This window comes from Microbacterium sp. UBA3486 (assembly GCF_002377845.1).
In the GTDB taxonomy this organism is placed as follows: Bacteria; Actinomycetota; Actinomycetes; order Actinomycetales; family Microbacteriaceae; genus Microbacterium; species Microbacterium maritypicum_A.
On sequence record NZ_DFQP01000118.1, the window covers coordinates 1 to 13,108 of the forward strand.

At 67.8% G+C, this 13,108-nt stretch carries 12 protein-coding genes; 11 read left to right on the top strand and 1 reads right to left on the bottom strand.

All coding sequences use genetic code 11. From position 1 onward, the window contains the following. Positions 1-258: 258 nt before the first annotated feature. From B2869_RS18410 to rplL, 3 genes are all read left to right on the top strand, one after another. Positions 259-1,236, top strand: coding sequence for a hypothetical protein (locus B2869_RS18410; protein ID WP_292769743.1), 978 nt, complete (start codon positions 259-261; stop codon positions 1,234-1,236). Positions 1,237-1,611: 375 nt separating this feature from the next. After that, complete coding sequence (gene rplJ / locus B2869_RS18415) at positions 1,612-2,100, top strand: 50S ribosomal protein L10 (protein ID WP_017829129.1); 489 nt, start codon at positions 1,612-1,614, stop codon at positions 2,098-2,100. Between the two features lie 48 nt (positions 2,101-2,148). Further along, positions 2,149-2,532: a 50S ribosomal protein L7/L12 gene (gene rplL / locus B2869_RS18420; protein ID WP_017829128.1), complete on the top strand. Its 384-nt coding sequence runs from the start codon at positions 2,149-2,151 to the stop codon at positions 2,530-2,532. 161 nt (positions 2,533-2,693) lie between these two features. On the opposite strand, the gene B2869_RS18425 is transcribed toward rplL, so the two are convergent. Next, the gene (locus B2869_RS18425; RefSeq protein WP_292769750.1) at positions 2,694-3,698 is read right to left on the bottom strand and encodes a LacI family DNA-binding transcriptional regulator; all 1,005 of its coding nucleotides are present in this window, start codon (positions 3,696-3,698) and stop codon (positions 2,694-2,696) included. A gap of 286 nt (positions 3,699-3,984) precedes the next feature. Here B2869_RS18425 and B2869_RS18430 point away from each other — a divergent pair, with 286 nt between their 5' ends. The 8 genes from B2869_RS18430 to B2869_RS18465 all read left to right on the top strand — a co-directional run bounded on the left by B2869_RS18430 (position 3,985) and on the right by B2869_RS18465 (position 13,059). Then, positions 3,985-5,301, top strand: coding sequence for an ABC transporter substrate-binding protein (locus B2869_RS18430; RefSeq protein WP_021199172.1), 1,317 nt, complete (start codon positions 3,985-3,987; stop codon positions 5,299-5,301). Between the two features lie 103 nt (positions 5,302-5,404). After that, positions 5,405-6,544 (top strand): carbohydrate ABC transporter permease, encoded by a 1,140-nt coding sequence (locus B2869_RS18435; protein ID WP_029258742.1) that lies wholly within the window; start codon positions 5,405-5,407, stop codon positions 6,542-6,544. Next, complete coding sequence (locus B2869_RS18440; RefSeq protein ID WP_021199170.1) at positions 6,541-7,503, top strand: carbohydrate ABC transporter permease; 963 nt, start codon at positions 6,541-6,543, stop codon at positions 7,501-7,503. The genes B2869_RS18435 and B2869_RS18440 overlap by 4 nt, the downstream gene beginning before the upstream one ends. 97 nt (positions 7,504-7,600) lie before the next feature. Continuing rightward, the gene (locus B2869_RS18445; RefSeq protein ID WP_029267310.1) at positions 7,601-8,977 is read left to right on the top strand and encodes a cystathionine beta-synthase; all 1,377 of its coding nucleotides are present in this window, start codon (positions 7,601-7,603) and stop codon (positions 8,975-8,977) included. A gap of 76 nt (positions 8,978-9,053) precedes the next feature. Continuing rightward, on the top strand, positions 9,054-10,208 hold the full coding sequence (locus B2869_RS18450) for a cystathionine gamma-synthase (protein ID WP_292769756.1): 1,155 nt from the start codon (positions 9,054-9,056) through the stop codon (positions 10,206-10,208). Between the two features lie 160 nt (positions 10,209-10,368). Next, positions 10,369-11,769, top strand: coding sequence for a multidrug effflux MFS transporter (locus tag B2869_RS18455; RefSeq protein ID WP_292769759.1), 1,401 nt, complete (start codon positions 10,369-10,371; stop codon positions 11,767-11,769). Positions 11,770-11,800: 31 nt separating this feature from the next. Beyond that, positions 11,801-12,430 carry a phosphatase PAP2 family protein gene (locus B2869_RS18460; protein ID WP_292769762.1) on the top strand — a complete coding sequence of 210 codons (630 nt, stop codon included), beginning with the start codon at positions 11,801-11,803 and terminating at the stop codon, positions 12,428-12,430. Positions 12,431-12,456: 26 nt separating this feature from the next. Then, complete coding sequence (locus B2869_RS18465; RefSeq protein WP_029258736.1) at positions 12,457-13,059, top strand: GNAT family N-acetyltransferase; 603 nt, start codon at positions 12,457-12,459, stop codon at positions 13,057-13,059. The last annotated feature ends 49 nt before the right edge of the window (positions 13,060-13,108 follow it).

A 13,108-nucleotide genomic window follows, 5' to 3' on the forward strand; every position in this document is an offset into this window, starting at 1 on the left:
CGCCCCCGCCCGCGCCCGCCCCGTCGCCGAGACCCATTGGCGTCGCCGACACCCACGTGTGCAGTTGCTTCGGCGCGTGGGTTTCGACGACAAGCGTGGGTTTCGCTGGGAGGAAGGCGCGAGGTCTCGCCGGGATGCGGGAGGGAGAGGCAGGGAAGCGAACTGCACGGCGATGGTTCTGAGCGAGTTGCTGTCGGTTCCCGGTGAAATGCGCGGATCCTGGGTCGCGGGCCGGCTGCAAGCATGAAGATCGAGCGCATGCGGAAGGCTGTCACGATCGAGGAAGCGCGTCAGCTCCTCCTCTCCAGACGGGATGTTCTCGCCCGAGGAATCACCGAGCGGGAACTCAAGGGCGTGGTCGACGGTGGCGTGCTCATCCGGGTGCGTCGGGGCTGGTACGCGGAGGGGGAGGCGTGGGCACAGCTCTGGGCGGAAGGCCGGCATCTCCTGAAGGTGCTCGCCGTGCACTGGGAGTCCTCGGGCGGAGGCGCCGCATTCTGCTTCGACTCGGCAGCTGTGCTCCACGGTCTGCCGCTCTATCGGACGTTCCCGGCGCACGTGCACGTGTTGCTCGGCCGGACGAGTCACAGCAGGGTGAAGGGCGGTGTGGCACGGCACGACATACAGGTCGGTGAGGGGGACCTCGAAGAGATCGAGGGCATAAGGTGCACGTCGCTCGAGAGAACCGTGCTCGACCTGACCAGCCGGCTCGGGCCGGAAGCGGCTCTCTCCGTGGCCGATGCTGCTCTCCGGCGAGTTGCCGTGCGCGGGAATGCGCAGGATTCCGAGGTGGCCGCCACGTGGCGAGGAGAACTTGCTCGGCGTGCCCGGGCTGTGTCTGGCCGTGGGATCCGTCAGGCCCGCGCGATGATCGCGCTGTCGGACGGTCGTGCCCAGCTTCCCGGGGAGAGCGTCAGTCGTCTGCACCTCCACAGGCTCGGCTTCACGGGCATCGAGCTGCAGTCGCACGTCACCGGGCCAGGCGGTGAGGACTATTGGCTCGATTTCGCCTTCCGCGGTTTGCAGGCCTTCGGCGAGTTCGACGGCAGAGGCAAGTATCTCGATCCGGATCTGCGCGGTGAGAGGTCGGCGGAGGGCATCGTGATCGCTGAGAAGTACCGCGAGGACGCTGTCCGTGGCGTCACGGGATGGCGCGTCGTCCGATGGGGATACGAGCACATCGTGACGCCTGAGGCTCTCGGCGCACGCCTGGGTGCCTTCGGCCTCCGCCCCTGACATCGTGCCTCGCTTTCTGCCAGCTATTGCCGCCGACACCCATGCCCCTCGTCCAGACCCATGCCAGGAGACGAGTCCCGCCGTGGGTCTGGGTGCGGGGTGTGGGTCTCGGCGAGGGGGGTGGGTGGAGAGAGGAGGAGGAGAGGCGGGATTTGGGGGAGCGGGGCGGGTGGGGTACAGTTATGTCGAACCGAAGACCGCTGGTCATCGTCGTGTGCGCAAGCACGCAGCGATCGAAGCTCTGCATAGCAGGGGCCCGCGCAGGCCACGAACTCTCAAAGCTCCGTGCGCTTGCGCCGGAGCTTTTTCTCTTGCAGGTGGTCCAGGTCGGCGCCTCACCACCGTGCGGCGCCTCGTACACACCAAGGAGTGACCATGGCGCAGAAGGATGCATCGGTCGCCGAGCTCACGAAGTCATTCGAGAACTCGACTGCCGTTCTGCTGACCGAGTACCGCGGTCTGACGGTTGCCCAGCTCAAGGAGCTGCGCAACAGCATCCGTCAGGACGCTGAGTACGCCGTGGTGAAGAACACGCTGACCAAGATCGCCGCCAACAAGGCTGGCATCTCCGCGCTGGACGACGACCTCAAGGGTCCGTCGGCTGTCGCGTTCGTGCACGGTGACTTCGTCGCCACCGCCAAGGCTCTGCGTGACTTCGCCAAGGCCAACCCGCTTCTCGTGATCAAGTCCGGCATCTTCGAGGGCAACGCCCTCACCGCGGACGAGGTCAACAAGTACGCCGCGCTCGAGAGCCGTGAGGTTCTGCTGGCGAAGGCTGCGGGCATGATGAAGGCGACGATGGGCAAGGCTGCCGCCACCATCGATGCTCTTCGCGAAAAGCTGGAGACCGCAGAGGCCGCGTAAGCGACCTGCGATCTCGTCTACAAACCCCATCTATCTAGGAGATACATCATGGCGAAGCTTTCCACCGAGGAACTGCTCGAGCAGTTCGCCGGCCTGACCCTCATCGAGCTCAACGAGTTCGTGAAGGCGTTCGAGGAGAAGTTCGAGGTCACCGCTGCTGCTCCCGTCGCCGTCGCCGGTGCCGCGGGTGGCGCAGGCGCTGCTGAGGCTGAGGAAGAGAAGGACTCCTTCGACGTCATCCTCGAGGCTGCTGGCGACAAGAAGATCCAGGTCATCAAGACCGTCCGCGAGCTCACCTCGCTGGGTCTCGGCGAGGCCAAGGCTGTCGTCGACGGTGCCCCCAAGGCCGTCCTTGAGGGCGCCAACAAGGAGACCGCCGAGAAGGCCAAGGCTGCTCTCGAAGAGGCAGGCGCCACGGTTACCCTCAAGTAACCGCGACGCTCACGCGTTTCTCGTCGAAGGCCTCGGGTTCGCCCCGGGGCCTTCGTGCGTTCCGGGTGGTTTCCGCCGTTGCCGACGCTTCCCAGGGCTGTACTCCCGGTGCACCAGGAGCCCGGGCCGCGGCCCGGCCTGCGTCCCGGCATGCTGCGAAGTCAGCGCGGAGGAGCCGTCGAGCTGCGCACGACGAGGGCCGACGCCGCGTAGATGCGCTCCAGCGGTGCGTCGGGGTACTCCATCCGCTGCGTCAGGAGGCGCACCGCCTCATGTCCCTGGTCGCGCGGTGACTGTCCGATCGTGGTCAACGCGAACATGTCGGCGTGTTCGTGATCGTCGATGCCGACGACGCTGAGCTCGGTCGGCACGGCGATGCCGAGTCGCCGCGCGGCGATGATCGCCCCGATCGCGGCTTCATCGCACACTCCCACGATCGCCGTCGGCCTCCGCCGTCGGTCTCCCAGCAGTCCCGCTGCCGCGGTGTACCCGCCGGGCATCGTCGGAGACCCGCCGGCGACGCGCGCATGAGCCGCGATTCCGGCCGCCTGCAATGCGCCGCGATAACCCTCCAGCCGCTGCGCGTCACCGTAGCTCAGCGTGGCCGCGTCCGTCGATCCGCCGACGAAGGCGATGTCGGTGTGCCCGAGCTCGATGAGGTGCTCGGTCGCGATGCGCGCGGCGGCCGTGTCGTCGATCGACACCGCGCTGGAACCCTCGCTGTACGGTCCGACGCTCACGAGCGGCCGCCCGGTCTGCTGCAGGCGCTCGAGCTCCCGGGCGCTCGGCTGGATGCCGACCGCGATGATCCCGTCGAACCGCCGGCCGGGGAGCACGCTCTCGAACAGTCGCTCCCTGGTCTGCGACCCTTCCGGCACGCCGTAGAGCGACAGGTCGTAGTCGAGGGCGAAGAGCGATTCCTGCACGCCGGCGAGCAGCTCGGCGAAGAACCATCGGTCCACGGGCGGCATCACGACGCCCACGGTCTGGGTGCGCCCGGTGGCCAGGCTCGTCGCGGAGGAGTGGGCGACATAGGAGAGATCGCGCGCGGCGTCCTCGACGCGCTGCCGGGTGGTCTCCGACACGTACCCGCGGCCGCTCAGGGCGCGACTGGCGGTGGCCTTCGATACGCCGGCACGCGACGCGACGTCCGCGATCGTGCTCATCGGTCCTCCTCGACCTGATCACGCAGCTGCGTGGCCCCGACGCGGGGTGCGCGCCGCGTCAAATCGTAGTCGTCGGCACCCGAAAAAGGAACCGGTTCCAGAGCGGAAGCGAGGGAGCGCTCCCACGTCGGGGGTGCGAGCGCGTCGAATGGTTGCGAGCTTGTGACCCTAGCGTGTTGTGCGGGGGTGTGCATGGCCAGTAGGTTGGCCTGGAATCGGTTCCCTAACGATGCCCCGGGGTGGCGTCGCACCAGTCGGGAACCTGTACTCGAAGAGGAGAATTCACATGGCTCTGTCACAGCGTTCCCGGCGTTACGCGCCGCTCGCCCTGCTGGGGGTCGCGGGCATCGCGCTCGCCGGATGCGGGGCTCCCGGAGGGGCACCGGGCACCGACGGCGGCGATGGGGGCGATGCCACCGTCACCATCTACGGAACGATCGTCGATGACGAGGCGAAGCTCCTCCAGGAGTCCTGGAAGGACTGGGCCGACGAGAACGGCATCACGATCAAGTACGAGGGCAGCCAGGACTTCGAGACCCAGCTCGGCACGCGCGCCCAGGGCGGCAACCCGCCGGACATCGCGATCTTCCCGCAGCCGGGACTGTTCAAGGACTTCGCGGACCGCGACTACCTGAAGCCCGCACCCGAAGAGGTCGAGAAGAACGCCAACGAGTACTGGACCGAAGACTGGGTGAACTACGGCACCGTCGACGGCACCTTCTACGGCGCCCCGCTGATGGCGAACGTCAAGGGCTGGATCTGGTACTCGCCGGCGAAGTTCAAGGAGTGGGGCGTCGAGGTTCCCAAGACGCTCGACGAGATGACCGCCCTCACCGAGAAGATCCAGGCGACCACCGGAACCCCCGCATGGTGCGCCGGCTTCGAGTCGGGCACCGCGACCGGCTGGCCGGGAACGGACTGGATCGAGGACTACGTGCTGCGTCAGTCCGGACCGGACGTCTACGACCAGTGGGTCACGAACGAGGTCAAGTTCACCGACCCGCAGATCAAGCAGGCGTTCGACTCGGTCGGCGGCATCCTGCTCAACCCGGCCAACGTCAACGCCGGCTTCGGTGACGTGCGCTCCATCAACTCCACCGCGTTCGGAGATGTCGCTCCGAAGCTCGCGGGCGGCGAGTGCGCGCTGACCCACCAGGCCTCGTTCCTGTCGGGCTTCTTCCCCGACGGCACGAAGGTCGCAGAGGACGGCGACGTCTGGGCATTCATGCTGCCGGGCGAGACCGAGGGCGACACGGCTGTGACGGGTGCCGGTGAGATCGTCGGCGGGTTCAGCGACTCCGAGGCGACGCAGAAGGTGCTCGCGTACCTGTCCAGCCCCGAGTGGGCGAACAGCCGCGTCAGCCTCGGCGGCGTGACCTCCGCGAACAACGGCCTCGACCCCGCGAACGCGAAGGACCCGATCCTCCAGGAGACCATCAAGATCCTGCAGGACCCGGACACCACCTTCCGATTCGACGCGTCCGACCTGATGCCCGGTGCCGTCGGCGCCGGAACGTTCTGGAAGGGCATGGTCGCGTGGGTCAACGGCACCTCGACCGATGAGGTGCTCACGCAGATCGAGACCGGCTGGCCGAGCAGCTGATCCAGGGGAGGGGCCGCCCCGCACCGGGGCGGCCCCTCTGACCCCACGGCGCCCACTCCGACGTGTGCGTCGATGATCCGGTCCGCGTGATGAAGGGGAATCCGTGAACGCGACTAATTTCTTCAAATGGATCGGCTCGCTCCCGCCGGTCCTGCAGGCCGTCGCCGTGGTCATCGCCTTCGCGGTGGTCGTGGCGATCATCCTGCTCCTGGTGGACATCGCTCCCCGTAGGGGGAAGGTCTACACGTTCGTCCGATTGGCGATGTGCCTGCTCATCCCGCTCGCGGTGATGTTCTTCTTCAACTCCTATTACTGGGCGATGGGAGTCGCCGTCGCTGTCGGCGCCTTGTTCTTCTGGCTCGACTACCGTTCCCGCGATGGCGCGGGATATCTGATCCAGCTCGTGGCCTTCATGGCTCCGGCTCTGCTGTTGCTGATCGTCGGTCTCGTCCTGCCGTCGATCCAGACGATGTTCTCGTCGTTCATGAACTCCTCGGGGAAGGAGTTCGTCGGCCTGTCGAACTACCTCTGGATCTTCACGCAATCCGACGGCATCACCGCCGTCATCAACACGATCATCTGGGTGCTCCTGGTTCCGACGGTCTCCACGATCGTCGGCCTCGCGTACGCCGTGTTCATCGATCGCACCCGGGGCGAGAAGATCTACAAGGTGCTGGTCTTCATGCCGATGGCCATCTCCTTCGTCGGGGCGAGCATCATCTGGCGATTCATCTACGAGTACCGTGGCCCGCAGTATGAGCAGATCGGTCTGCTCAACCAGCTCCTCGTGTGGTTCGGTGGCACGCCGCAGCAGTGGCTGCTCAATGAGCCGTGGAACAACCTGTTCCTGATCGTCGTGCTGATCTGGGTGCAGACCGGTTTCGCGATGGTGGTGCTGTCCGCATCGATCAAGGGCGTACCGGCGGAGCTGCTGGAAGCGGCCGAGCTGGACGGCGCGAACGCGTGGCAGCGGTTCATCTCGGTGACGGTTCCTGCGATCCGCCCGGCGCTCATCGTGGTGCTCACGACCATCTCGATCGCCTCGCTGAAGGTGTTCGACATCGTGCGCACGATGACCGCCGGCAACTACGGCACGTCGACCCTCGCGAACGAGATGTACACGCAGTTCTCGAAGTTCGAGGCGGGACGCAGTGCCGCGCTCTCCGTCATCCTGTTCATCCTGGTGTTGCCGATCGTGATCTACAACGCGCGCCAGATCAAGAAGCAGCGGGAGATCCGATGACCGACACCGTGAAGTCAGACGCCGCCGTCAGCACGCGCGCGATCACCACCGGCGGCGGGTTCGACGGCGCCGCCGGTCGCACCCGCAAGCGCCTGTCCCGTCCGTGGGCGTCGGTGGCGTCCATCGTCATCGCGTTCCTGTGGACGATTCCGACGCTCGGGCTGTTCATCTCGTCGTTCCGGCCGAGGGACCAGATCCAGACGACCGGCTGGTGGACCTTCTTCGCCGACCCGCAGGTGACGCTCGAGAACTACGTCGACGTGCTCCAGTCCGGCACGACGCAGCTCACGATCCTGGAGTCGTTCGTCAACTCGATCGCGATCACGATCCCCGCCACCATCGTGCCGCTGATGATCGCGTCCATGGCGGCCTATGCGTTCGCGTGGATCGACTTCAAGGGGCGCAACGCGCTGTTCATCTTCGTGTTCGCGCTGCAGATCGTGCCGATCCAGATGGCGCTGGTGCCACTGCTGAGCTCGTTCTCCCGAGGGATCAACCTCTTCGGGCTGCAGGTCACGACCCCGCTCGGTGCCTCCTCGGGCTACGCCCAGGTGTGGATCGCTCACTCGATGTTCGCTCTCCCCCTGGCGATCTACCTGCTGCACAACTTCATGTCGGAGATCCCTGGCGAGATCATCGAGGCCGCGCGCGTCGACGGTGCGTCCCGTGGGCAGATCTTCTTCCGCGTGGTGCTGCCTCTCACGATGCCGGCGATCGCTTCTGTCGCGATCTTCCAGTTCCTATGGGTGTGGAACGACCTGCTCGTGGCGCTGGTGTTCGCCGACGGCGCCGCGGCGCCCATCACGAAGCTGTTGGCCGAGATCACGGGCACGAGAGGAAACGACTGGTACCTGCTCACGGCGGGCGCCTTCGTGTCGATCATCGTGCCGCTGATCGTCTTCTTCGCACTGCAGCGCTACTTCGTCCGCGGCCTGCTGGCGGGATCGACGAAGGGCTGACGCTTCGGAAGACACAGGGGGCATTTCGGACGAACGGATGCCGCGGTCGGGTGAAACACATCCCCGGTCGCGGCATCCGCGCGTCTACCCTGAAGGCATGAAGTACGCAGACTCGATCGTCGACCTCGTCGGCGACACGCCCCTCGTGAAGCTCCAGCACGTCACCGAGGGCGTCGCGTGCACGGTGCTCGTGAAGCTCGAGTACCTGAACCCCGGCGGTTCCTCGAAGGATCGAATCGCCGCGCGGATCATCGACGCCGCGGAGGCATCCGGCGATCTGAAGCCCGGGGGGACGATCGTCGAACCCACCAGCGGCAACACCGGAGTCGGCCTGGCCCTGGTCGCCCAGCAGCGGGGCTACAAGTGCGTGTTCGTGCTGCCGGACAAGGTCGGCGAAGACAAGATCGACGTGCTGCGGGCCTACGGTGCCGAGGTCGTGGTGACCCCCACATCGGTCGCCCCCGACAGCCCGGAGTCGTACTACAGCGTGAGCGACCGGTTGACCCGCGAGATCCCCGGGGCCTTCAAGCCGAACCAGTACGAGAACCCGAACGGTCCGCGCAGCCACTACGAGACCACGGGGCCCGAGATCTGGCGCGACACCGACGGCGAGGTCACGCATTTCGTGGCCGGCGTGGGCACGGGCGGAACGATCACGGGGACGGGGCGGTACCTGCGCGAGGTCTCGGAAGGGCGGGTGCGGATCGTCGGGGTCGACCCCGAGGGCAGCGTGTACAGCGGCGGCACCGGTCGTCCGTATCTCGTCGAGGGTGTGGGCGAGGACATCTGGCCCGGTGCGTACGATCCCACGGTGCCGCACGAGATCGTCGCTGTCGGCGATGCGGAGGCGTTCGCGATGACCCGGCGCCTCGCCCGCGAGGAGGGCATCCTCGTCGGGGGATCGAGTGGCATGGCCGTCGTCGGTGCGCTGCGCGTCGCGCGTGACCTGCCGGCGGACGCCGTGATGGTCGTGCTGCTGCCCGACGGCGGACGCGGCTACCTGGGCAAGATCTTCAACGACGGATGGATGCGCTCCTACGGGTTCAGCGAGCTGGAGGACGGGGAGACCGTCGCCGACGTGCTCGCGGCTCGTCCGTCGCGGCAGGGCGCCGGCATCCCCGACCTGGTGCACGCCCACCCGACCGACACCGTGCTCGAGGCCATCGGCATGATGACCGAGTACGACGTCTCGCAGCTGGTCGTGCTCAGCGCCGAACCGCCGGTCATGATGGGCGAGGTGGTCGGCACGGTCGATGAGAAGGGGCTGCTCGACCTGCTGTTCCGCGGTGAGGCGAACGCGACCGATGCCGTGGGCGCGCACGTGGGGGAGAGGCTCCCGCTCGTCGGCATCCACACCTCCGTCGCACAGGCCAAGGCCGCGCTCGCCGATGCCGACGCGCTGCTGGTGACCGAAGACGGCAAGCCGCACACCGTGCTCACCCGTCAGGACCTGCTGGCGTATCTGTCGCGCTGAGGGGCGCCGGGAGGTCGGCCGACCCGGGGCGTAACCGGGAGGCCCTCCCCGCAGGGGCGGACGTAGGCTGAGAGGCATGTCCGATCACGCCTTCGCCACCCGAGCCATCCACGCAGGACAAGCGCCCGACCCCGTCACGGGAGCGATCATCCCGCCGATCTACCAGTCCTCGACGCATGTGCAGGACAGCGTCGGCGGCCTGCGTGCGGGCTACGAGTACAACCGTGCGGGCAACCCCACGCGGTCCTCGCTCGAGACCCAGCTCGCGGCCCTCGAAGGGGGCGCGAGCGCGCTCTCGTTCGCGTCGGGACTCGCCGCGGAGGATGCGCTGCTGCGTGGCATCCTCAAGCCCGGCGACCACATCCTGCTCGGCAACGACGTGTACGGCGGCACCTACCGGCTGCTCACCCGGGTCCTCGCACCGTGGGGGATCGAGACCACGACGGTCGAGCTCTCCGACGTGGATGCGCTCCGCGCGGCGATCCGTCTCGAGACGAAGATCGTGTGGCTGGAGACGCCCAGCAATCCGCTCCTGAAGATCGTCGACATCGCTCTGATCGCCGAGATCGCGCACGCGGCCGGCCTGATCGTGGTCGTGGACAACACCTTCGCCTCGCCGGCGCTGCAGCAGCCGCTCGCGCTCGGCGCCGACCTGGTGGTGCACTCCACGACCAAGTACCTGGGGGGGCACTCGGATGTGCTCGGCGGCGCGGTCGTGTTCGGCGATGATCGGTTCTTCGATCAGGTCAAGTTCCAGCAGTTCGCGGTCGGAGCGGTCTCCGCCCCGCTGGACGCCTGGCTGACGACCCGCGGCATCAAGACCCTGGCGCTGCGGATGCGGCAGCACTCCGAGAACGCGCAGGCCATCGCCGAGTGGGCGCAGGATCGGCCGGAGTTCGCGCAGGTCTACTTCCCGGGACTTTCCTCGCATCCCGGCCACGGGATCGCCGCGAAGCAGATGAGCGGTTTCGGCGGGATGCTGTCGTTCGGCCTCGCCGCCGGCGCCGACGCGGCACGGGCGTTCGTCGAGAGCACCTCGGTGTTCCAGCTCGCCGAGTCGCTCGGTGGAGTCGAGTCGCTCATCGGATACCCGCCGGACATGACGCACGCCTCCGTGCGCGGCACCGAGCTCGCGGTCCCGGAGAACATCGTGCGCCTCTCCGTCGGGATCGAAGACGTGGGCGACCTGATCGCCGACCTCGAGCAGGGGCTCGACCGTATTTCGCGCTGACCTCGCACCGGGCCGGGTCAGAGACGCACCTTCGCATCCGCGGGGGTGCGTCTCTGCTCTGCGCGTGGGCGGGCGGACGAGGCCGTGGCGGCGGTAACATGGGGGCTTCCCCGGTCGAATCGATTCGACCCTTGCACCCCCTGAACTCTGGAAGGACGTCGTGTCCGACGCTCCCCGCACTGATTCCCTCCCCGTCGTGAAGGCGGGGGATTCCGCCGCCGACGAATCGCGGATCCCGCAGCCCGAGCGCACCGCGACGGGGAGCATCCGCGTCCCCACCGCGACCGGCGCGATCCGCACCCTCGGCGCGAACCCTGCCACCGCGCCGATCATGCTGCACCCGGGCGATGCCATCTCCCTGGGCCGCCGCACGCTGTACATCATCCTGCTCGGCGCGCTCACCGCCCTCGGCCCCTTCACGATCGACCTTTACCTCCCGGCGTTCCCGGTGCTGGAGCAGGACTTCCAGACCACGGCCGCCGCGATCCAGCTGACCCTGACCGGAACCATGATCGGGTTCGCGCTCGGCCAGCTCGTGGTCGGACCGCTCAGTGACAAGGTCGGTCGTCGCGTGCCGCTGATCGCCGTCACCGCGCTGCACGTGCTCGCGAGCGTCGGGGCGGCCTTCGCACCGGACCTCGGGCTGCTCAGCGTCGCCCGCGTGCTGATGGGAGTGGGTGCCGCGGCCGGCGGCGTGGTGGCCATGGCGATCGTGCGCGACCTGTTCGGCGGGCGTCGACTGGTCGTCATGCTCTCCCGCCTCGCTCTGGTCTCGGGCGTGGCACCGGTCATCGCGCCCCTTATCGGCTCGTGGCTGCTCACGCTCATGCCGTGGCGCGGGATCTTCGGCGTGCTCGCGGCCTACGGCGTGGTCATGCTGCTGTCGACGATCCTGTTCATCCCGGAGACGCTGCCCGTCGCCCGGCGCCAGGGTCACGGTGGCGCCACCATGCTGCAGCGATATCGCTCGGTGCTCTCGGACCGGGTGTTCCTCGGCGTGCTCGTCATCGGCGGGATGACCTTCTCCGGTCTGTTCTCGTACCTGTCGGCATCGCCGTTCCTGTTCCAGGTGACCCACGGGCTCGACGCGCAGCAGTACGGTCTGCTCTTCGCCGTGAACTCGCTCGGCGTGGTCGTCGGCGTGCAGACCGCCTCCCGCTTGGCCGCACGCTTCGGACCGCAGTGGGTCATGGCCTACTCGACCGCAGTGTTGCTGCTCGCCGGCGTCGCGATCATCGTCACCGACCAGCTCGGCCTCGGCCTGTGGGGCACGGTGATCCCGCTGTTCGTCTTCATGACTGCTTGTGGCTTCACGTTCCCGAACGTGCAGGTGCTGGCGCTCGACCGCCACGGGAAGGCCGCGGGAACCGCGGCATCCATCATCGGCGCGACGAACTTCGGCGTCGCCGGGCTCATCTCGCCCGTCGTCGGCTGGCTCTCGCACGACGCCGGGATCACCGCGACCACCATGGCGTCCGTCATGGTCGGCTGTGCCGCGATCGGCATCCTGTCGCTGTGGTTCGTCGTGCGCCCGCGCACCGTCGGGATGCTCGCTCCCTGAGTCTTCAGGTGTCGTCCGACAGAATAGGACGATGAACAGGCGCATACTGCTGTGGTGGGGAGTGGGCCTCCTCGCGCTCGCAACGGTCCTGGGCGCCGTGGTCGTGTTCGCCTACCCGCAGACTCCGGGCTTCGACCACTGGTGGAACGAGACGATCGCCGGGGTCCGCGCGGACTGGATGGTCGACTTCGCCCTCGTTCTGAACTGGATCGGCGGCGGCTGGGTAGCGATCCTCGGGGTGCCGCTGCTGGCGATCCTGGCGCTCGTGCTCGCACGGCGCTGGCGTGGCGCGCTGTTCGCGGCTCTCTGCTTCGCCGCCAGTGCCGCCGGCGTGCAACTGCTCAAGCAGCTCTTCGGGCGGGCGCGGCCCGACGACATGCTCGTGGTGAGCGACTACGGCTCGTTCCCCTCCGGGCACACGGCGAACGCCGCGACGATCGCCCTCGTGCTCTGGGTGCTGTTCCCGCGCGTCTGGGTCGCGATCGTGGGTGCGGCGTGGGTGCTCGCGATGGCGCTCTCGCGCACCTTCCTCTCGGTGCACTGGGCCAGCGACACCCTCGGCGGCGCCCTGGTCGGCGCCGGCGTGGTGCTGGTGCTCGCCGCCTGGTTGCTCCCGTGGGTGCAGCAGAAGAAGTCGGCGGTCGAGGCGCCGATAGGCTGAGAAGACCCGTCCCCAGAGGAGTCGTCGTGTCTCGCATCCGTCCGTACCGCCCCACCGATCGTGCCGCACTGTATGAGATCTGCGTGAAGACGGCCGACGCCGGGGCGGATGCGACCGGCGTCCTCTCCGACGACTCGCTGTGGGGCGACCTCTTCGCCGTCCCCTATGCCGAGCGTCATCCCGACCTCGCCTGGGTGGTCGAGAGCGATGACGAGCGCACGATCGGCTACATCGTCGCGACCGACGACACCGACGCCTTCTACACCTGGTTCCGCGAGGAGTGGTGGCCCACGCTCGAGGGTCGCCACCCCCGGCCGGCGGAGGTGGTCACGCGGGAGGATCGGATGATCGACTACGGCTACAGCCGCGCCGCCGGCATCGAGCCGAACGTCGCGGATCACCCGGCCCATCTGCACATCGACCTGCTTCCCGAGACCCAGGGTCAGGGGCTCGGTCGCCAGCTCATCGAAACGCTGTTCGCCGAGCTGACCCGACGCGGAGTGCGCGGGCTACACCTGGGCATCGATCCGAACAACACCGGAGCCGCCGCCTTCTACGAACGGCTCGGGATGACGCGTCTCCCGGCCGAGCCCGGCGGACAGATCTACGGCGTGCGCTTCGACGACTGAACGCCGAACGATCGCGTGGGCGAAGCGAAAGAGCCCCCGCTGACGCGGA

Bases quoted from the DNA above. Each gene is read 5' to 3' on its own strand.
- B2869_RS18410 (WP_292769743.1), top strand. From the start codon at position 259: ATGCGGAAGGCTGTCACGATCGAGGAAGCGCGTCAGCTCCTCCTCTCC.
- rplJ (WP_017829129.1), top strand. From the start codon at position 1,612: ATGGCGCAGAAGGATGCATCGGTCGCCGAGCTCACGAAGTCATTCGAG.
- rplL (WP_017829128.1), top strand. From the start codon at position 2,149: ATGGCGAAGCTTTCCACCGAGGAACTGCTCGAGCAGTTCGCCGGCCTG.
- B2869_RS18425 (WP_292769750.1), bottom strand. From the start codon at position 3,698: ATGAGCACGATCGCGGACGTCGCGTCGCGTGCCGGCGTATCGAAGGCC.
- B2869_RS18430 (WP_021199172.1), top strand. From the start codon at position 3,985: ATGGCTCTGTCACAGCGTTCCCGGCGTTACGCGCCGCTCGCCCTGCTG.
- B2869_RS18440 (WP_021199170.1), top strand. From the start codon at position 6,541: ATGACCGACACCGTGAAGTCAGACGCCGCCGTCAGCACGCGCGCGATC.
- B2869_RS18445 (WP_029267310.1), top strand. From the start codon at position 7,601: ATGAAGTACGCAGACTCGATCGTCGACCTCGTCGGCGACACGCCCCTC.
- B2869_RS18450 (WP_292769756.1), top strand. From the start codon at position 9,054: ATGTCCGATCACGCCTTCGCCACCCGAGCCATCCACGCAGGACAAGCG.
- B2869_RS18460 (WP_292769762.1), top strand. From the start codon at position 11,801: ATGAACAGGCGCATACTGCTGTGGTGGGGAGTGGGCCTCCTCGCGCTC.